General features: G+C 63.9%; 20 protein-coding genes. 4 read left to right on the top strand and 16 right to left on the bottom strand.

Annotation, left to right across the window (positions count from 1 at the left end; all coding sequences use genetic code 11):
* The first annotated feature begins 96 nt into the window (after nt 1–96).
* On the top strand, nt 97–1,293 hold the full coding sequence (locus RCH11_RS12770; RefSeq protein ID WP_327057396.1) for an aminotransferase class I/II-fold pyridoxal phosphate-dependent enzyme: 1,197 nt from the start codon (nt 97–99) through the stop codon (nt 1,291–1,293).
* Here RCH11_RS12770 and RCH11_RS12775 read toward each other — a convergent pair.
* The 14 genes from RCH11_RS12775 to RCH11_RS12840 are packed head-to-tail and all read right to left on the bottom strand — an operon-like array spanning nt 1,290 to nt 13,893.
* Nucleotides 1,290–3,053 (bottom strand): sensor histidine kinase, encoded by a 1,764-nt coding sequence (locus tag RCH11_RS12775; RefSeq protein WP_327057397.1) that lies wholly within the window; start codon nt 3,051–3,053, stop codon nt 1,290–1,292. The genes RCH11_RS12770 and RCH11_RS12775 overlap by 4 nt on opposite strands.
* Complete coding sequence (locus tag RCH11_RS12780; RefSeq protein WP_327057398.1) at nt 3,050–3,448, bottom strand: response regulator; 399 nt, start codon at nt 3,446–3,448, stop codon at nt 3,050–3,052. The genes RCH11_RS12775 and RCH11_RS12780 overlap by 4 nt, the downstream gene beginning before the upstream one ends.
* Nucleotides 3,445–3,813, bottom strand: coding sequence for a response regulator (locus RCH11_RS12785; RefSeq protein WP_327057399.1), 369 nt, complete (start codon nt 3,811–3,813; stop codon nt 3,445–3,447). Before RCH11_RS12785 ends, RCH11_RS12780 begins: the two co-directional genes overlap by 4 nt.
* Nucleotides 3,814–3,821: 8 nt before the next feature.
* Complete coding sequence (locus tag RCH11_RS12790) at nt 3,822–3,998, bottom strand: hypothetical protein (protein ID WP_327057400.1); 177 nt, start codon at nt 3,996–3,998, stop codon at nt 3,822–3,824.
* Complete coding sequence (locus RCH11_RS12795) at nt 3,995–5,485, bottom strand: glycosyltransferase (RefSeq protein ID WP_327057401.1); 1,491 nt, start codon at nt 5,483–5,485, stop codon at nt 3,995–3,997. The genes RCH11_RS12790 and RCH11_RS12795 overlap by 4 nt, the downstream gene beginning before the upstream one ends.
* Complete coding sequence (locus tag RCH11_RS12800) at nt 5,482–6,198, bottom strand: PHP domain-containing protein (protein WP_327057402.1); 717 nt, start codon at nt 6,196–6,198, stop codon at nt 5,482–5,484. The genes RCH11_RS12795 and RCH11_RS12800 overlap by 4 nt, the downstream gene beginning before the upstream one ends.
* On the bottom strand, nt 6,198–7,187 hold the full coding sequence (locus tag RCH11_RS12805; RefSeq protein WP_327057403.1) for an ATP-grasp domain-containing protein: 990 nt from the start codon (nt 7,185–7,187) through the stop codon (nt 6,198–6,200). Before RCH11_RS12805 ends, RCH11_RS12800 begins: the two co-directional genes overlap by 1 nt.
* Entirely contained in the window at nt 7,184–8,266 is a 1,083-nt protein-coding gene (locus RCH11_RS12810; protein WP_327057404.1) for a response regulator, read from the bottom strand. Before RCH11_RS12810 ends, RCH11_RS12805 begins: the two co-directional genes overlap by 4 nt.
* A 56-nt stretch (nt 8,267–8,322) precedes the next feature.
* The gene (locus tag RCH11_RS12815; RefSeq protein ID WP_327057405.1) at nt 8,323–9,141 is read right to left on the bottom strand and encodes a carbon-nitrogen hydrolase family protein; all 819 of its coding nucleotides are present in this window, start codon (nt 9,139–9,141) and stop codon (nt 8,323–8,325) included.
* A gap of 17 nt (nt 9,142–9,158) precedes the next feature.
* Nucleotides 9,159–10,385, bottom strand: a complete 1,227-nt coding sequence (locus RCH11_RS12820) for an NAD(P)/FAD-dependent oxidoreductase (RefSeq protein WP_327057406.1) — start codon at nt 10,383–10,385, stop codon at nt 9,159–9,161.
* A gap of 4 nt (nt 10,386–10,389) precedes the next feature.
* Nucleotides 10,390–10,581, bottom strand: a complete 192-nt coding sequence (locus tag RCH11_RS12825; protein ID WP_327057407.1) for a ferredoxin — start codon at nt 10,579–10,581, stop codon at nt 10,390–10,392.
* On the bottom strand, nt 10,578–11,459 hold the full coding sequence (locus RCH11_RS12830) for a fumarylacetoacetate hydrolase family protein (RefSeq protein WP_327057408.1): 882 nt from the start codon (nt 11,457–11,459) through the stop codon (nt 10,578–10,580). Before RCH11_RS12830 ends, RCH11_RS12825 begins: the two co-directional genes overlap by 4 nt.
* Nucleotides 11,460–11,463: 4 nt before the next feature.
* The gene (locus RCH11_RS12835; protein WP_327057409.1) at nt 11,464–12,375 is read right to left on the bottom strand and encodes a catechol 1,2-dioxygenase; all 912 of its coding nucleotides are present in this window, start codon (nt 12,373–12,375) and stop codon (nt 11,464–11,466) included.
* A gap of 3 nt (nt 12,376–12,378) precedes the next feature.
* Nucleotides 12,379–13,893, bottom strand: coding sequence for an aldehyde dehydrogenase (locus RCH11_RS12840; protein ID WP_327057410.1), 1,515 nt, complete (start codon nt 13,891–13,893; stop codon nt 12,379–12,381).
* A gap of 208 nt (nt 13,894–14,101) precedes the next feature.
* On the opposite strand from RCH11_RS12840, the gene RCH11_RS12845 reads away from it, so the two are divergent.
* On the top strand, nt 14,102–15,391 hold the full coding sequence (locus RCH11_RS12845; RefSeq protein ID WP_327057411.1) for an alpha/beta hydrolase: 1,290 nt from the start codon (nt 14,102–14,104) through the stop codon (nt 15,389–15,391).
* Nucleotides 15,392–15,433: 42 nt separating this feature from the next.
* On the opposite strand, the gene RCH11_RS12850 is transcribed toward RCH11_RS12845, so the two are convergent.
* The gene (locus RCH11_RS12850) at nt 15,434–15,934 is read right to left on the bottom strand and encodes a MarR family winged helix-turn-helix transcriptional regulator (protein WP_327057412.1); all 501 of its coding nucleotides are present in this window, start codon (nt 15,932–15,934) and stop codon (nt 15,434–15,436) included.
* A gap of 150 nt (nt 15,935–16,084) precedes the next feature.
* On the opposite strand from RCH11_RS12850, the gene RCH11_RS12855 reads away from it, so the two are divergent.
* Together RCH11_RS12855 and RCH11_RS12860 are read left to right on the top strand one after the other, a co-directional pair.
* Complete coding sequence (locus RCH11_RS12855; RefSeq protein ID WP_327057413.1) at nt 16,085–17,344, top strand: cytochrome P450; 1,260 nt, start codon at nt 16,085–16,087, stop codon at nt 17,342–17,344.
* Complete coding sequence (locus RCH11_RS12860) at nt 17,341–18,726, top strand: pyridoxal phosphate-dependent decarboxylase family protein (protein WP_327057414.1); 1,386 nt, start codon at nt 17,341–17,343, stop codon at nt 18,724–18,726. The genes RCH11_RS12855 and RCH11_RS12860 overlap by 4 nt, the downstream gene beginning before the upstream one ends.
* Here RCH11_RS12860 and RCH11_RS12865 read toward each other — a convergent pair.
* Entirely contained in the window at nt 18,723–19,448 is a 726-nt protein-coding gene (locus RCH11_RS12865; protein ID WP_327057415.1) for a type 1 glutamine amidotransferase, read from the bottom strand. The two genes, RCH11_RS12860 and RCH11_RS12865, sit on opposite strands and share 4 nt — an antisense overlap.
* Nucleotides 19,449–19,542: the final 94 nt, after the last annotated feature.

Here is a 19,542-nt window from a genome sequence, read left to right on the forward strand (position 1 = left end):
AGAAGTTTCCACATGCTGTGGGTGCAGAGGCCCGAACCCACGCGGTGGAGGAGCTACGGTGGAAACGAAATCATCTCCCCCGAATGGAAGTTGTCAATGGATCTCAGCGGAGCATGGCAGCGGGCTGCACGGGGCGCGATGCTGCTGGGCGCGGGTGGTGCGCTCAAACCCACGATCTTCGCCGAGATGTCTGCCCTCGCGCTGAGCACGGGCGCGATCAACCTCGGTCAGGGATTCCCCGACGAGGATGGCCCGGCCGAGGTTCTCGAAGCCGCCCGACAGGCCATCAGCGATGGAGTCAATCAGTATCCGCCGGGGATCGGCTTTCCCGTGCTGCGCGAGGCGATCTCCGCGCACCAGAAGCGATTCTACGATTTGGCACCCGATCCCGATCGGGAGGTGGTCGTGACCGCTGGCGCGACTGAGGCGCTGGCGGCCACAATTCTCGCCCTCATCGAGACCGGCGACGAGGTCGTCACCTTTGAACCGTTCTATGACTCCTATGCGGCCATGATCGCGCTCAGTGGGGCTGTTCACCGCACTGTCGCGTTGCGGGCACCTTACTTCCAGCCCGATCATGACGACCTGCGTCATGCCGTCTCGGATCGCACCCGAATTATCCTGATCAATAGTCCGCACAATCCCACGGGCGCCATGATGGGTCGTGAGACCCTCGAACTGATCGTCGAGCTAGCACACAAGCATGACGCCATCATCGTGACCGACGAAGTCTACGAACACCTCACCTTCGGCCAGACCCACGCGCCGATCGCTACTCTGCCCGGCGCCTGGGATCGCACCGTCACGATCTCGAGCGGTGGAAAGACCTTCAGCACCACCGGCTGGAAGGTGGGCTGGATGACCGGACCGAGTGACCTGTTGCAGGCGATCCTCGCGGTGAAGCAGTTTCTCACCTACGTAAACGCGGCACCCTTTCAACCGGCCATCGCCGTGGGACTCGGCCTGCCCGACGCCTTCTTCGAGGGTGTCGCCGGCGTACTGCAGCAGAAGCGTGACCTGCTATCTGCCGGGCTGTCACTGGCCGGCTTCACCGTCAGCGAGTCCCAAGCCTCCTACTTCGTCGTGGCGGATGCTCTGCCTCTCGGCTTCGCGGATGCCGCGGAGCTCTGCCGTCACCTCCCCGAGCTCGCCGGGGTGGTCGCCGTGCCGATAAGTGCCTTTGTGAAAGAGGAGAACAAGAGCGGGTACGCATCACTGGTGCGATTCGCGTTCTGCAAAAAGGTGGAGGTGCTCGAGCGAGCATCCGCCCAACTGGCCGGGTTGGCCCGCTAATCGTCTAGCGACGCCTCCGTGAGCGGCAGGGTCATGATGAATGCGGTGCCGACACCTTCCTCGCTCTCCACATCGAGCTCGCCCTCGTGGGCCGTGACAATGGCTTTCGTGATGGTGAGTCCGAGCCCGACTCCGGGCACCGCGTTCCTGGTCGCTGTGGAAGCCCGAAAGAACCGCGCATAGAGCTGATCGAGTTCCGACTCGGGAATCCCTATTCCGGTATCGCGAACCGTCACCACTGCACAGTCACCGCGCGACCCGAGACCCACCGTGACGCGACCCCCGCGAGGGGTGAATTTCAGCGCGTTCGAGATGAGGTTGTCGCACGCCTGCCCGAGTCGAACCGAATCCCCACGCACTGACAGGGCAGCGGTGGGCAGGTCGATGAGCAATTCAACCCCGGCCCCGAGCGCCAGCGGACCTGCCGAGAGTACCGCTGCGGAGACCACCTCGCCCAACTTCACCGTGCTGATGGTGAGGGGGAACTTGCCCGAACTGACTTGCGCGGTGAAGAGAAGGTCGCCCACGAGGCCAAGGAGGCGATGCGCATTGCGCTCCGCCACGCCCAGGTATTGAAGCTGTTCTGTCGACAGTGGCGCCTCGTCATCATCTCTCATGAGCTCGAGGTACCCGAGAATTGACGACAACGGCGTACGGAGTTCATGAGAAATCAGGCCGACGAATTCGTCTTTGAGGCGGGACGACTCGAGAGCGTGAGTGACGTCGGTGGCGACAAAGATGTAGCCAATGGTTTCGCCCTGGTCGTCAACGCGGGGTGTGACAGCGATCGAGACAGAAATTTGCGAGCCATCGTCTCGAACGTAAGTCCAGTCCCGCACCTCGGCCCGACCGAGCCTGGCTGACTCGACGAGTGCGGAGAAGCCAGGGTTCAGGACGGTGGCGCCGGGCGGATAGTTGAGCTCGCGGGAGCGGGCATCCAACTCCTCGGCCAGGTGGAAATCAAAGACATAACGCTTGCCCTGTGCCTGAAACGGCGAGAGTCCCAGCATCACTTCAGCGCCAGGATTCCACACGTCGATGAGCCCGGTCAGGTCCGTACCGACGACGGACTGCTCGGTCACCGCGTCAAGCACGCTCCGCGTGAGGCGATCGGCCGCACGCAGCTGTACCTCGTTGGACTCGAGCTGGGCCGCAGCGGAGAGTGACTCGACCAGCAGGTTTTCGCCCTCCCTGACCAGCCGTTGCACATCATCTACCTGTTGTCTGGCCTGCCGGGATAATTCGTTGACGACGACTGCCGCGAGACCGAAAATCGCCGGCGCCACGATTCCACGCAACCATTCCGAGGCGTCCGACGGCCACCGGTGGTCGATGACAGAGGGCAGCATCAGAGCCGCGGATGTGCCAAAAATTGCCACGATTACCCAGCGTCGCCCGGGCTGAGCCGAGATCCACAACACGGGAAGAATAATCAGCGCCGCGAACAGCGAGGTCGTGCCTCCCGTCCCGTAGCGCAAAAGCGCGATCGAGAGCAACGAGATCCCCGGAACGATCAGAGACCACCGAGTGCTGCGAGTCCCGACGGAGTAGTACGAAGCGAGCAGCGTGGCGCCCACCATTACCAGTGCAGCCCAGAGCAATGCAGGGGGGTGGGTGACGACCACGTCACGAAAGAGAAACGCAACGAGGATGGAAGCTGTGAACGCGGCCAAAGTGGGGAAGTGTTTGAGTAATGGCCGCGATGAGTTCGTCGAGGTCCGCTTCATCGCCGCCCCATAAGCGGTCGCGAGAATGCTCATTCGGCGTGCCCCATCATTTCAGCGAGAGTGACAGCGAGCGCCTTCGGGCTGAAGGGCTTGATCAGGTAGTGGTCGGCACCCGAGGCGAGTCCAATTCCCCTGGCCCGGTCGTCTGCACCGGCAGATAACAAAACCAAACGCACGCTATCGAGCGATGTGTCCCCGCGCACAGTTCGGCACACCTCGATGCCGGTCATTGCCGGCATCGAGACATCCAGAATTGCGAGATCCGGCTGGACACGTCGAACGGCATCGAGCGCGGCCACGCCATCCGACTCCTCGGCAACAACAACAAGGCCGGCCTTCCTCGCGGCGATCGCGATGAGGACACGGATGTCCGCGTCGTCATCCGCGATAACGACCCGCTTGGGTCCTGCCTCCACCGCTGTGCTCACGCCGAGTTCCATTTCGGAACGTAGTCGTGAAGGACCTTGCGCACCTGCGCACCGGTGAATGGCTTGGGCAGATTTGCCTGGGAATCCGGATACTGGCTGATTTCGAGCACCGAAGTAATCACGACAACACACTCCGGATACTCGGCCCGAAGGCAGTCGGTGAGTTCCCAGCCTGTCATTCCGGGGAGCACGAGGTCGATCACTGCGAGATCCGGCGTTGCGGCGCGATATGCGAGCATCGCCTCTTCCGCATTCTGGGCTGTCGTCACCATGCACCCTTCCCGCTCGAAATACCGGCGGAGAAGAGCACGTTGATCATCACTGTCGTCAACGATGAGTACCGCTACCTCCTGATCCAGTTGCACTCGCCGGTTCATAGCTTGAAAACCTCTCGGAGAACGATGAGCGCGGCGACAATCGCAAGCGACAGGAATGTTTTTGGGATGAGCCAGAACTCGGCACGCCGATTGTCATCGATTTCTCTGGCGAGGAACTCCTCGCCAGGATTTCGACGATCTTTCGGCACCGGCAGTTCGGCACGGCGTGTCATAGGACGACCCGTCCGGTCTTCTCCGTCTTGTCCCACTTGGCCTCCGCACGCTGAAGTTCTTTGATGTAGGAATCAAGCGTTATCGCGCACAGCAGCGATCCATAACCCACGAGGTAGATCATCGCCGGAGCGAGGAAACGACCGATCCGGGTTTTCTCCACGCGCCGAGCCAGAAGCGCGCCCAGCATGGAGAACGGGATCCAGGTGTAGATGAACTCGGTTAGGGCGAACAGGCCAGCCTGGGTGAATTTCACGTCGAACAGTGCCGGTATTTGGCGTTCGACGAGACCGGGGAAGAACGCGGTCAGCATGATGAACATCGAGATCACGCCCGGGAATGTCAGGACCTCCCTCCAGGCCTGTCGACTGATGCGCCGGTCGAGCTGAGCGCCGAGCCCGAGCATGAAAATGTAGGTGCAGGCAGCGAGGATCCAGAGTGCTCGGAAGACGACTGTGGCGAGGTCGCTGTGCATCAGGAGCAGGCCGATCAGGCCAATTGACGACAGGATCATGGCGATCGGGAGCAGGTAGAGGCTGAACCAGATAAGCCCAAAGGAGATCGAGCCGAGCCGGTGAATTCGGGAGGGTCGAAACCACACCTTCCGATAGCGCGCGGTGACCGTGACATTGCCTCGAGCCCAGCGAAGCCGTTGCTTCCAGAGTGCGTCGATCGAGCCGGGCTCCTCCGCGAGCACCACCGCATGGGGTTCAAAAACTACCCTGTGGCCCCTGAGTTGCGTCTCGAACGTGGTGATGGTGTCCTCGGCGAGGGACGACGTATCGATGCGTCCGCCGATTGCAAGCAGGTTCTCCCTGGTGTGTAGCTGGGCACCGCCGGCGAGGCAGGCCTGCGCGCCCAGTACATTGTGGGCACGACGGGACGCCGGTTGTGACAGCACATATTCGAGGCCGATGTAGCGAGTCAGGTAGTTCTTGTCGGCGCTTCCCTCGCGAACATATGCCGAGACAGCGCCGACCCGGGGATCGGCGAAATGACGTGTCATCCGACGAAGCGAATTGGGAAGGTAGATGACGTCGGCGTCCATGATCAGCAGCGCCTGCATCCAGTCGTCCTCGAGCACGACTCGTATGCCGTGATTAAGTGTGTGCGCCTTGCCTTCGCCTCCCTTATCCCGGCGCAGGTGAAACACGGATCCCGGATACTGCTTCGCTTTCGCCGTCACCACCCGCGGTGTATCGTCTGTGCTCGCGTCGTCGACGACATAAATACGAAGACGATCGAGCGGGTAATCGAGAGCCATGAGACGGTCGATGGATGTCGCGATCACCGCGCCTTCGTTCCAGGCGGGCACCACGATCGCCACTCGAGGAAAATAGGGCGCCGCACGGGAATAATGATTGCGGATGGCGTGCAGGGGGATCAGCAGGAACGAATAGGCACCGACCACCACGGGAATCGCACCCGTCGCCACGAAAGCGAGAAGCACGATCTCCAGCACCCGAGTGCCGAGGAGGAACCAATTCATGTCATGGCCTCTAGCACCGTCGCGACTCGCTCATATCGGCCGATGTCACTGGCGATATGGCTATCCGTCGAGGCGACGATGGTGGCTCCCGCCTGGCGAGCCGCTACAAGAGCGCGTGGGCCGGGGCAGGCCCATTTCTCGTTTACCTCAATCAGAGTGCCCGTGCGCGCTGCCGCGGAGGCCCACGCATCGAGGTGCTCCGCGGTGAGATCCTCTTCGTTCAATCCGATCTTCGGCAGAATTGAAAAGCAGTGCGCCAGCTGCCCAGCCGAGACGGATTCCATCGCCGCGATGAGGGCACCGACCAGCAAGTCGACCGCATCCGAGGCGGCGAGGCCGCGCTGGATCCGCTCGCGAACCTCGCGGGGCGACCAGGGGCCATCGGTCCCCGGGAACTGGTGATCGGCGATGAGCACCGCATCCACTCCTCGCACTCCGATGATCAGGTCGGAGGGGATGTCCAGCCTGCCGGTGCTGTCGAGGATCTTCGCCTCGACGCCGGTCACAATCATGAGCCCATCGGGAACTCGTTCCGCTGCGACAGCAGCCACGAAATCCGGCACCCACGTCGTGGACTGGCGCACGTGGTCGACAAGGCGAAGTTCCCGAAGCCCGATCGAGTACGCAGCCGCGATGTTTTCAGAGGGAGAACTCACTGCATCGTCGGAGAAGGTCGAATGAACGTGATAGTCGACACGGAGCGGGTCAGACATCAGCCGTCGGATTCATCGTGCGCCGCGTTCTCCGAAAAGAGGATCTCCGACGGGTCAAGAAAAACATCCTCGAGAAATCTCACGTTCGCCACCTCGCGGAAGTCGATGTGGGCGGGCAACGGGAGTCCGAGCGCGAGATCGAGCGCGAGCGAGGGCATGTCGACCCCTGCCGCTATCGTGAGCGGCATCGCACCCGGAAATCGTGGATTGACCTCGAGGAGTGCTGCCGCGCCGTTGGAGTCGTAGCGCAACTGCACGTTTGCCACCCCGGTCAGTCCCACCGCACGGGCCACCGCCGACGCTGTTGCCTCGAGCTCCTCGTTCTTCACGGTTCGGCCCGCGATGGAGACACCAGAGTCGACCCTGGTACGCGTGCGCGGCACCGCCGCAATCACGTCTCCGACAGCGTTCGCCAATACGTCGACCGAATATTCGTCGCCCGGGAGCAGCTCCTGGGCGATGAGGCTGGTGTCGTCGCCAAGGGCATCGAGACCAGCGCGATCGTGCACCACTCGCACCCCTCGCGAACCGGCGCCACGACGCGGCTTGACAATGATCGGAAAGTCCCATTTCTCCGCCCGGCTTGCCTCACCCACGAGCCGGGTGGTCGGCACCCGGGCAGCGGAACCTACCCGCTCGGACAGCGCAAATTTGTCGAGTGTGACCTCGAGGGTCTCCAGAGAAGGGGCGGCGAGTACCGTGGCGCCGAGCTCGAGGCGTCGAGCAGCGAGTGCGGGCAGTTCGGAATCGACCGTGGAGAAGAGCACGTTTGTACTATCGGCACCGCACAGGGAAATGACAGCGTTCACAAACTCCGGGTCAAGAGCCCGTGGCACGATTCGTCGGCGCTCGGCGGGCACAAGGTAGAGGCCGCTCGCCCAGCCGTCCATGTCTGCGGCATAGACCTCGACATCCGCTCTGGATAGCAGGGAGCGGATGACCGCCACTCCCGCCGGTCCTCCAGCGCCGGTGACCAGGACACGAATCATCCGAAAGCAGCCTTCCCTCTGGCCTGACGTTGCTTTTCCTCACGAATAGCCGCCGAGATCTCGTTTCGAGACACCGACATATCGGCAGACTCCCGCACAATCTCCAGGGGCTCACTGGCCACCCCGCCGCCGTAGCGGGACCAGTACCGCGCGGTCGCCAGAACGAAATCAGGCTCGAGGTACCAGCGGATCTCCGCCTGGGAGGCGAACGATGCGAGCAGAGCATTCTTGGTGTCGATAAATCCATCGATGGAGACAAATCGGTTCGGACGAAAGTCAACCGTCGCCGATGGGCTTTGATAGCACGCGACGGTGCGGACCCCGCGCGTAGCCACGAGCGTGGCATCATGCACCGCACGATGATCCTGGTGCCGGTCGTGATTGCTGTGCGTATAGACAATAGACGGATTCACCTCGGCGACGACCCGCTCGATGATTCCCACTGTGGGATCGGCATTGCTGATCCGGGTGTCTTCGAGGTCCTCGAGGAAAAGGCGCGCACCGATGAGTTCTGCGGCCATCAAGGACTCGTCCTGACGATTTTGCGCTTCGCCTCCGCGAGCACCCCGGGAGAGCGTGAGGATGGTCACGGAGTCACCAGCCGCGCGATGTGCGGCCAAAATCCCACCCACGCCGATCTCGACGTCGTCGGGATGGGCTCCAATCGCCAGAACCACCTCGCGTGCGGGGGCTTCGGCCTGGGCTCGACGGAATTCGTCGGCAAGTCGTGACACCACTGCCATGAGCTGCGAGGAGGGCACAGGCTTGGTCAGGAACTCGTCAGCTTGCCCACGCAGCGCCGCAATGGCGTAGTCCACTGATACGTGTGCCGTCATCACGACGACCGGCAGGCCCGGATGCTTCGCATGGACCTGGTCGATGAGATCGAGTCCAGTCATTCCCGGCATCTCGATGTCCGTGATGACGACGTCGGGGTCGAACCGACCGATCGCGCTGAGGGCCGAGAGGGGGTCGGCGATGACGCTGACGACGCATCCGCGCTTCTCGAGTACGGTCTTCGTGTAGAACGCGACATCCGGATCGTCTTCCACCACGACGACGCGATACGGGTGGACCATCAAATTTCCCCCTGGAGCAGAACAGCAGTGTTTCCACTCTAGGGTCGGATTTGGGCTTATAGCGGGTGAGTCCCGAATCGACGTATCCCCAGTGCGGGGTTCACGGCGCGCACGTCCGCGATGCGGCCGGTCGATATCCACGCGAGCGCGATACCCGACTCCTCGCCGATTGTCGCAAGTTCGACACCCATAGGGTCCACTATCATGCTGTTGCCCGCTCCGATTGGCGGACCATGATCGGCAGCGGCGAAGTAGACGGTGTTCTCGATAGCGCGCGCGGTCACGAGGGTGCGCCAGTGCTGCTCCTTGAGGGGCCCGCGCACCCACTCGCTGGGAAGCGCCACCACATCCGCTCCCGCATCAACGAGTCGACGGGTCACCTCGGGAAAGCGGATGTCGTAGCCGGTCTGCAATCCCACCTTGAAGTCGCCGAATTCGAAGGTCTCCGGCTCCTCAATCGGCCCGGGTACGACCCAGTCGCTCTCCCTCTGGCCGAACGCGTCGTACAGGTGCACTTTGCGGTACTTGGCGACGAGGGCACCGTGTGGATCGAGCGCCACCAGAGTGTTGAAAGACCGGTCGTTGTCCACATCGCCACGCTCGAGCATCCCGGCCACGATGTGGATGTCCAGCACCTTCGCGATCGCCTCGAGTCCCGCAACGAACGGGCCGTCGAGCGCCTCGGCCGCCGCGACCGAGTGCGCACCGAGCGAGGGCGTGAAGTAAGAGGAGTATTCCGGAAACACCACGAGCTTCGCGCCGCGGGATGCCGCGGTCGTCGCGAGATCGCGCATCTCTTCAAGATTGGCCGCCTTGTCCTCGCCAGGGGCGAACTGCGCGACAGCTATTGCTAGGGGTCCGAATGTGTCGCTCATGCGGCCAGCCTATTCGCCTAGGTCAATCCGCCGGCCGCGTGCGCGGCGATCTCCTGTCGGTAGGGCAGCAGCTCTGCCTTGAGGCCGAGGCCAACGACTCCGACGAGGTGATCTGCCCGGTAGTACCCGATGGCGACCGCGCCGGACAGGTCACCCTGGAGTGTGCGGATGTCGCCGTCGTTCAAGGCCGGCAGGCCGTAGGCCTGAACGCTCACTTCGAACTGGTTCGACCAAAACGCGGGCATCGGCGTGAATCCGCGCGCCACGACCTCGCCGAAGGATCCGTCGCGCGCCAGCCACGCGCCGAGTACAGCGCCCGCCCGTTTGCCGGTGTCGGTGGGGATGTTCCAGTGCTCCACGCGCCGCGGCACCTCATCGAACAGAAGGTTCGGAAAGCGCGCGACATCGCCGACCACAAAGACGTCGTGGCGTGCAGTGCCGTCGGTCGACACCGCGCGCAGGGCGGAATCCGCCAGTACGCCGTCGGAGAGGTCGAGATCCGTGGCATCCAACCACTCGGTGTTGCATTCCGAGCCGATCGCCTCGACCAGCACGTCGCCCATCACGATCTCGCCATTGTCGAGTTGCAGTCCCCCGAATTCGAACTCGCCGAGCATGGCGTGTACTGTGCGCCCGAGATGAAAGGTCACCCCGTGCGCTTCGTGCCGTCGACGCAGTTCCGCACCGAGCTGCGCCCCGAGGGAACGGATGAGCGGCTCGGCCCCCGGCGCAACGATCGCCACCTCGCACCCCAGCTTTCGTGCGGTCGCCGCGACCTCGCAGCCGATGAAGCCGGCTCCCACCACCACGACCCGGGCGCCGGGAACAAGTTCGTCCCGCAGGGCCATCGCATCGTCGAGAGTGCGCACACAATGCCTGCCGGTGATAGCGGGAAAGTCAAGTCGCCGCGACCGCAGCCCGGTCGCGATCACCAGGGCGCGCCACGGATGCTCACGGCCATCGTTGGTCGTCACGGTGCGGGCCTCGAGATCGGCCGAGACGACTGGTGCGCCGAGCATCCACTCGACGTCCGCTGTCGCCGCCCGCGCGGGAAACGCGACAGCCTCATGGGAGACGCCGGTGGAGAGAACATCTTTTGACAGCGGCGGACGGTTGTAGGGAGCGTGCGGCTCTTCGCCGATAACGGTGACCGGGCCCGCGTAGCTGGCGCGGCGCAACGCCTCCGCTGTTCGGAGTCCCCCCATCGACGCCCCAACGATGATGACGGGCCCGGCGTCGGCCATGGCTCTACTCGACGATTCGGATGGCCTGCATCGGGCAGATGTCGACGGCGGCCTCCACGTTATCGCGCTCCGAGTCATCCGCTTCGGCGTGGTATTCGAGCTTGTCATCGTCGTTGAGGCTGAAGAGGTTCGGCGCCTCGAACACGCACTGCCCGTAATGCTGGCAGAGCTCCATGTTGACCTCGATCTTGATCACTGTTGGCCCTTCACTGTCGACGGGTAGAGGTCTTTAGAGGGGGTGCGGATGCCTCGGAACTCCCAGTCGCCCCCGAGCGCGGTGGAGACCACCTCTTCGCTCTCGGTGGGCTGGGCGCCGACATCGGTGCGGATGGCGGTCGGTCCGGTGACGATCAGGTTGCGCAGGGTGCCGAGGCCCTCGACCTCGACCTCGACGGTATCCCCCGGCTCAACCGGGCGGGAGAACGCCGGCGTGCCGGAGAAAAGCAGGTCGCCGGGGCTCAGGGTGATGGTGCGGGCGATGTCGGCCACGAGGTAATTCATATCCCACTCCATGTTCGCGGTGTTGTCGTCTTGTTTGACGACCCCATTCACGAGCGTGCGGATCTGTTTGCCGCGGAAGTCCCAGCCGCTCACGAGCCCGGGTCCTACCGGGGCGAGCGTGTCGCTGCCCTTCACCCGCAACATCGAACCCGCGTCGGTGTCGCGGAAGTCGTGCAAGCCGAAGTCGTTGCCGATCGTGTAGCCGGCGATGTAGTCGCCCGCTTCGGCCGGAGACACGTTGCGGCAGGTGCGGCCGATCACGATGACGATCTCGCCCTCAAAGTTGAGCCACTTGCAGCCCTGGGGACGAACGACCGATCCCCCGTGGCTGTTGAGCGCGGTCACCGGCTTGTGGAAGTAGGTTGGTGCCGCCGGAAGCTTCGTCATGAATTCGTCGGTGCGGCTCGCATAGTTGAGGTGCACCGCGATGATCTTCGACGGCACGGTTGGCGGCAGGTGCGGCGCGTCATCCATCCCCACCTCACGACCGTCGGCGGCAACCAGGGTGTCGCCGCGGCGCACCACCTCGGTGGCGAATCCGTCGAGCAGGATGCGGCGGGTCTCAGTCAGCACAGGGTCACTCACGCGACAGCACCAGGTTCTTCGCGGCCGGGAATCCGCCATCGGGGCGCGGGAACCAGACATGCACCTGGCCGGTGCCGATCGAGTTCTCGTACTCGCTGTAGAGCACCCCCGGAGCGGTGCACGCCTCTTCGCCGATCGCTCCGATCGTGAGCAGCCAATGCCCGAACATGCCCTCGGGGCGCACCTTGTGGAATGCTGGCATCGTCTCGAGCACCCTCGCGTGGTCGCCCGCCGTGAACCAGTCGAGGCGCTCGTAGTCGGCGACGCGGGCCGCCTCCGAGAAAATATGGCTCGGGTCGGCCATCTCGTGCTTGCGTAGTTCGCGCAGCTTATAAAAGGTGTGCGAGAGGGCCCCGGAGGCAAGCAGGATCACGCGTCGATCGCTCTTCGCGATCGCCTCGCCGATGGCACGCCCTGCGCGCAGGAAGTCCTCATCCGTCGCGGTCTGGCAGAGACTCACGCTGATCCACTTCTTGTCGGGCAGCCCCTCTCCGAGGTACTTCCAGAGGTTGATCGTCGCGTACATCACCGGAAGATCCGGGTCGTCTATCGGGGTGATCCAGGTGCCGTTCTTCTCGTCCTGGGCACCGATGAGCTCGGCGAGTTCCGGGTCGCCCCGGTAATCGAATGGCACGCCGTGCATGCCACGCGGAAGTTCCTCGGAGGTGAACAGCCCGTGGCGGCGTTCCTGTGACGTGACAATGAACTCGACGGTGGATGCCCAGTGGCTGTCGAGCACGATGACGGTGTCGTAGTCGTCGGACTCGAAAACATCCGCTCTCAACTTCTCCAGGCCCGAGACCAGCGTGGAGTCCTTGCCTTCGTTGAGCTCCATGCGCGTCTGAACCGGCAGCATGATGGTGGGCACGTGCGCGATGAGGCCTACCCCGACAATTTCACCCATGAGCTATTCCTTCCATCCGTTGGGAGCGACGACCGTGTTTTTCACGTCCGCGTAGAAATCGAAAGACCAGGTGCCGCCCTCACGGCCCACCCCGGACTTCTTCGAGCCGCCGAAGGGCGCCCGGAGATCGCGCACGAAGAAGCAGTTGACCCAGATCGTGCCGGCCACCAGGCGTGTCGTGATCGCCTCCGCATGAACACGGTTGCCCGCGACGACCACGGCGGCGAGACCGAATTCTGTGCCGTTGGCGAGCTCGATCGCCTGCTCGTCGGTGGCGAAGGTTTGCATGGTGAGCACCGGCCCGAAGACCTCCTGCGTCACGATCTCGCTGCCGGGCGTCGGGTCGTCCACGAGGGTGGGGCGGAAGTAGAGACCGCCGAGCCGAGAATTCTGCTCGCCCCCGAAGACAATGGTCGCGCCATCCGCCTTCGCCCGGTCAACGAATCCGGTGATGCGTTCGAAATGGGTGCGATGTACCTGCGGGCCGATGTCGCTGAGCGGATCGCGCGGATCGCCCTGCACGAGCGACTCGACCTTGCGCGTGAACGCGGCGGTGAACTCGGCGGCGATACTCTCGTGTACGAGAAGTCGTGTGCCCGACAGGCAGACCTGGCCGGCATTGTCGTACTGCTCCACCGCGAGGGATGCCGCGAGCTCGATGTCCGCATCCGAGAGCACGATGCACGGACTCTTGCCGCCAAGCTCGAAGCTGCACGGGGTGAGGTTCTCGGCCGCCGCACGCGCGATGGTCTTGGCCGTCGGCACCGAGCCGGTGAAGGAGATGCGGCTGAGACCGGGATGCGCGACGAGCGCGGCGCCGGCTTCGGCACCGTAGCCCTGCACGACGTTGAACACGCCATCGGGGAGCCCGGCCTGCTTGGTGAGGTCGGCGAGGAAGGATGCCGTGAGCGGCGTCCACTCCGCGGGCTTGAGCACCACAGTGTCTCCAGCGGCGAGCGCCGGGGCGATGCGCCAGGTCGCGAGCATGAGCGGAGCGTTCCAGGGGGTGATGATCGCGGCGACGCCGGAGGGATCCCAGGAGACGTGGTTGGTGTGGCCGCGGGTTTCGAAGTCTTCGACGTCCAGGTGCTCGACGAGCCAGTCGGCGAAGAAACGGAAGTTGTGGGCGACCCGCGGCATGACCCCGCGCAGGTTACTGCGCAGCAGTCCGCCGTTGTCGAGGGTCTCCATGTTGGCGAGCGCATCAAGATTTTGCTCGACGAGGTCAGCGATGCGGTGCAGGATCGCGGCGCGCGCCGACGGTGAGGTCGCCGCCCAGCCGGGGAAGGCATCCCGGGCGGCCTGGACGGCCAGCTGCACCTCTGAGTCGCCACCGCGGGAAATCTCCCCGAGAAACGAGCCATCGATCGGCGAGCTGTTGGAGAAGCAGGCATCGGATGCCACGCGCTCGCCGCCGATGTAATGGCGTGTGTCGACCGAGACACCCGCGACCTCAATGCAGTGAGATGTCGCGTGGTGAGGCTTCGCGCGCTGCGAGCTTTCTGTGCTGTCTATCACGCGACCCTCCTGCCGGGCGACTCCTCATAAAGTCATTCGGATGCTAATGAATGACCATAGCGAATCTCGGGAGGCTCTACAACCATCCCGTCTGGCCGTGTCCCCGGCGCCTTCTCAGCCGGAACAGTGTGAAAATATTGTCATTTGCTTTGCTCCTGTTGAGGTTCTGCATCTCAAGTGAGCGTCGCCGCAATGAGTCGAGGGTGTTGTGTTTGAAGCTGTGTGGCGCATTCGCCTGGTGGACGGGCCTGTTCCCGCCATCATCAGCGCACTCGCCCTCATCGCGGTGCTCGGGCTGGTCGCTCGGACGCCGCGCGGACGCCGGAAGATCACGCTGGTGGCCGGCGTGGCGGGTGCCGTCGCCGGGAGTATTCTCGGCTGGCTGCTCTGGAATCAGCTGAATACCTTCACTGGCACTTCCGGTTTGAGTGATCGTTTGCTGCTCGCTATCAGCCTGGCCGGGCTCGGGGTGCTCGCGGTCATTGTCAGTGACTCCCGTGTTCGGCGGCGCTGGATCGGGGTTGTCGTCGCCACGAGCGTTCTCCTCGTTGCCGGGGTGGCGGGAGTGAACATCCAGACCAATCAGTTTCCTGCGGTCGGGTCGCTGGTGGGCAAAACCGTGGTCGCCGACCTCTCCCTCCCTCCGCTGTTGACGCCGACCTTTCGTGGCGATCCGTCAGAGTGGCACCAACCTCGCAGCATGCCACTCCATGGTCGAGTCGGGAGCATCCGAATACCGAGTGTGGTGTCTGGTTTCAGCGTGCGCGACGCCGTGATCTACCTTCCCCCCGCTGCTCTTGTCGCTCATCCTCCGCGCCTTCCGGTTCTCGTGATGCTGTCGGGGCAACCGGGAATTCCGACCAACATGGTGTCAACCGTCGACATGCCGACGATCCTCGATCGATTTGCCCGCACCCACCGGGGATTGGCACCGATCGTGGTGATTCCCGATCAACTTGGAATGGCCTACGCAAATCCGATGTGCGTGGACTCGCCACTCGGAAATTCTGCAACCTACCTTTCGGTTGACGTACCCAACTGGATCCGCGCCCATCTCAACGTGATGAACAATCGCACCAAGTGGGCGATCGGGGGCTATTCGCAGGGCGGCACCTGCTCGATTCAGCTCGGCTCACGATTTCCCGGCTTGTTTGGCAGTATTTTCGACGTCTCCGGAGAAATCGCGCCCCACCGAGGAAGCGCAGAGGCGACAATTGCGGCAGCGTTCGGAGGGTCAGCGGATGCCTACGAGGCGGCGAAGCCGCGGTCGCTGATCGCCGCGGGCGCACCCTTTGCCGACACGCTGGCGATCTTCGCCGTTGGGGCGACCAATTCGAAGTATCGCCGCACCGCAGCGACGTTGGAAAGTGCAGCGAGAGTGGCGGGGATGCGAACCGTCACGATCGTGGCCCCACATTCCGGTCATGAGTGGCCGACCGTTGGCTACGCGGTCGAACACGGGCTGCCGGTTCTGTGCCGCAACTGGGGCCTCGAGTAGTACTCCACCACGGACAACACCCGGAGGAAGTGACCGACCCGGCTACTCGGCTTTCTCCACATGTGCGGTCACGAGGCGAAGCATTTCGGCGAATTCGTCGCGACGTGAAGGATCGATCGGACTCGCGATGTGCTGCTCCTGGAGGTTGAACGCCGGGAAAAGGGTGTTCATCAGCGTGCGGCCAGCGGGTGTCAGCTGTACGACAACGAGGCGCCCGTCGTTCGCGCTGCGCTCGCGCATGAGCCATCCACGCCCCTCGAGTGTCGACAGCACTCCGGTGAGGGTGGCTTTGGAGAAGCCGCCCTCGAGGGCGATCTGGCGGGTTTCGATCGGCTCCCAGATCCAGGTGACCCACAGCACGACGAAGGCCGTCCACGACAGGTTGTTCTCGGAAAGAACGGTGCGTTCGAAGTGATTGCGCACCGCATTCGCCGCACGGAAGAGATTGGAGGCGACGGCCATCGCGGAGTAGTCGAGCCGCAGGTCACCGAGCCGGGCATCGACCTGGCGCTCGGTCTCGGCAAGGGTGTGCGCTCCGGCCATCGGGACTCCTTCTCACAGACGATGCTGACTCCGCTCACTCTAATTGACTGCCCGATACGCTCCGCCGCCCTGTCGCGCGAGAGTCGGATGCCCTATCGTGAACTTGTTCGTGTCCAAACAACATCCCACGACCTGACTGCGAGGACTGAGTTGACTTCACCGACGAGTGTCACCCTGGCCGATCTGGACCTCTTCGAGACCGGCGACCCCTGGCGGGTCTTCGACGAACTTCGCGCGAACACTCCCGTGCATTGGGACGAAGAGGATGCCCCGAACCACGGCTTCTGGTCGCTGACGAAGTACCACGACATCGTGGGCGTGCTTCGCGACACCGAGACCTTCTCGAGCGAACGCGGCACCGTCAACCTCGAGGAGCTGGATGCCGAGCAGATCGAAGCGCGCAAGTCGATGCTCGAGACGGACGGCGTTCGGCACCGCTCCCTTCGCCGGCTCATGCAGGGCGAGTTCACGCCCAAGGCCGTGGCCGGCTACGAAACCTTCCTGCGCGGGCTCACCGCCTCAACGCTCGATGCCGCCTTCGCCAAGACCGAGTTCGACTTCGTCGCCGAGGTGGCCGCAGACTTTCCGATCCGCGTGCTCGCCCGCATGCTCGATGTGCCCGACGCCGATATCCACAAGCTCATCGACTGGGGCAACCGAATGGTGGGTAACTCCGATCCGGAGCACACCGATGTGCTTGCAGATTCGGAGGAGAGCGAGAAATATCGGCTGCTGCCGTTCCGCTCCCCCGCCGCCCAAGAGGTCTTCGACTATGGAAACGACCTCGCCCGTCAGCGGCGCGGTGGCGATGGCACCGACCTCGTCTCGCGATTGGTGAACCAGACGCCGATGGATGGCATCCCGTTGAGTGAACGCGAATTCAACAGCTACTTTCTGCTGCTCGTCGTCGCCGGCAACGAGACCACCCGGCACACCATCACCCACTCGATGGACTATCTCATGCACAACCCCGACCAGCTCGCGCTTCTCCAAGAGAAACCAGAGCTCATCCCCTGGGCTGTCGAGGAATTCCTGCGGCTGGCGAGTCCGGTTTATCACTTTCGCCGCACGGCCACTCACGACACCGAGATCAATGGCCAGGAGATCAAGGAAGGTGACAAGGTCGTGCCGTGGTTCGCCGCCGGTAACCGGGATCCCGAAGTCTTCGACGACCCGTACCGAATGGATGTCACGCGCAACCCGAATGAACACATGGCATTTGGCCGGGGTGGGCCGCACATGTGTCTCGGTAACGCGCTGGCCAGGCTCGAGATCCGCGTGATGTACGAAGAGCTGCTGCCCCGCATCACCGGAATGCATCGACTCGGGGAGGTTTCCAAGCTGCGCAGTAACTTCGTCAACGGCATCAAACGGTTCCCCGTGAGAGTCGAGTTGGCCAGCGCGAAATGAGCAACCAAATTCAGCCGCCCGAGTCGCAGCCCGCCGAGTCTCACCCCATCTGGGGAGATGAGTCTGCGACGGTGGAACTCGCCGCGGACTGGGCCGCGCGACGGGTGGTTCGGCACACCGATCCGCTCACCACCGCTCGGTCGGCGACCGCGCTCGCCGCGGATGCCGGGCCAACGATTACGGCATCCGGCATCGGAGCGGAAGCTGCGCTCAGCGTGTTCGACCGCGTACTCGAGCCCGCCACCCGCTCACAGGAAGATCCACTCAATCTCGCGTACATCGCCGCTGCGCCCACCCGTGCGGCGGTCGCCTTCGACCTCGTCACCAGCGCCGCGAACATCTTCGCCGGTTTATGGGAAGCCGGCGCAGGCGCAATCTATGCCGAGAACGAGGCACTGGCTTGGATCACGGGCATGCTCGGCTGGCCAGAAAGCTCGGGCGGATGCTTCGTCGCCGGCGGTACCTCCGGCAATCTCTCGGCCCTCATGACCGCCCGCGAGACCGCGAAGGCTCGCCGCGGAGGCCGACCGGCCGGCGGCTGGCAGCTCGCCTGCACCGCCAACGCGCACTCCTCGATTCGCTCGGCAGCAAAGGCGCTCGACGTCGACGTCGTAGAAGTGCCGATGGACGCCCGCGGTCACCTCACCGGAGTGGCCCTGCGAGCAGTACTCGAGCGCTCCCCCGACGTCTTCGCGGTGGTGGCTTCGGCGGGCACGACCAACGAGGGCATCGTCGACGACCTCGCGGATGTCGCGGCCGTCGCCCACGAATTCGGGGTGTGGGTGCACGTGGACGGAGCCTACGGCGGGGCCGGCCTCGCCGCCCCCAGCGTGCGCGCGCTCTTCGACGGCATCGAGTCGGCCGACAGTTTCATCGTCGACCCGCACAAGTGGCTCTTCGCCCCCTACGACTGTTGCGCCCTGCTCTATCGCGAACCGGCTCTCGCTCGGGCGACTCATTCGCAGCATGCAAGCTACCTCGATCACATCGACCGCGAATCATGGAATCCGAGCGAACTCGCACTTCACCTCAGTCGGCGAGCGCGCGGACTCCCGCTCTGGTTCAGCCTCGCCACCCACGGCACGGACCGCTATCGTGACGCCATCGAACGCTCGCTCGACACCTCGCGCACGGTCGCGGCGGCGATCCGGGCATCCGATCACCTCAGGCTCGTGCGGGAACCGGAACTCTCGGTCGTCGTGTTCGACCGTCCCGGATGGCAGCCGGCCGACTACGAGCTGTGGTCCCATGCAACGGCCCTCGAGGGCACCATGCTCTGCGTTCCGACGACTCTCGATGGTGCGACGGTGCTGAGGCTCGCCTTCGTCAACCCGGAGACGGATGCGGCGAGAGTGATCGAGATTCTCGAAACGCTTCGCTAGCCGACCGCGGACTCGGGCAGCAGCCCGGCAACCCGTTCCAGGTAGGCATCCACGAGGGCGGCGGTGCGAGTCCGGGATGCGGTCTCCTCGGCGCGGGTATGTGCGAGCAGGGCGTCCGGATCCTGGCCATCTGCCGCCACCTTCTCAGCCCCACCCGCGTTCAGCCAGCCTTCGAGGCTGGCGGCGGTGAGTTCGGGGTGAAACTGCACCGCAAGGCTGCGGCCGTGGGTGAAGGCCTGGGAGGCAGCGGCTGTGCGAGCGATCTCGCGAGCTCCGGCGGGCACTGTCCAGCGGTCGTAGTGGAATTCGAACCAGGGACCGGATGATACGAGCTGGGGATCATCGGTGTGCACGGCCGTCCAGCCGATCTCCGGTCGTCGTGCGACGGCGACCGCCCCGCCAAGGGCACGGGACATCAACTGGCCACCGAAACAGATACCGAGCACCGGGATCTCCGCGTCAAGAGCGGCACGCAGCCAGGCGACCTCTGGCACCAGCCAGCGGCCGATCTCCTCGTCGTCCCAGGCACCCCACGGCGCACCCATCGGCACGAGCAGGTCGTAGTCCGCTGCGTCCGGAAAGTCGAAGTGCACGTTGGGGCGGCCGGCATGGTTTTCGTCCACGATGAGGAGCTCATCCACCTCGAACCCGCGCTCTCGCAATCGATCGGAAACCGGGCCGGTGGGGCTCACGTGATCGTGCTGCACAAAGAGCGCGCGCATCCGCATCCTCCCTGTCGATCCGGAGGACCGAAAATTTCGCAGATGTCGTCGTCGACCGGATTTAGCCTTAGTATCGCACTAATCGTTCAGGGCC

The organism is Glaciihabitans sp. GrIS 2.15 (genome assembly GCF_035984695.1).
Lineage (GTDB): Bacteria > Actinomycetota > Actinomycetes > Actinomycetales > Microbacteriaceae > Lacisediminihabitans.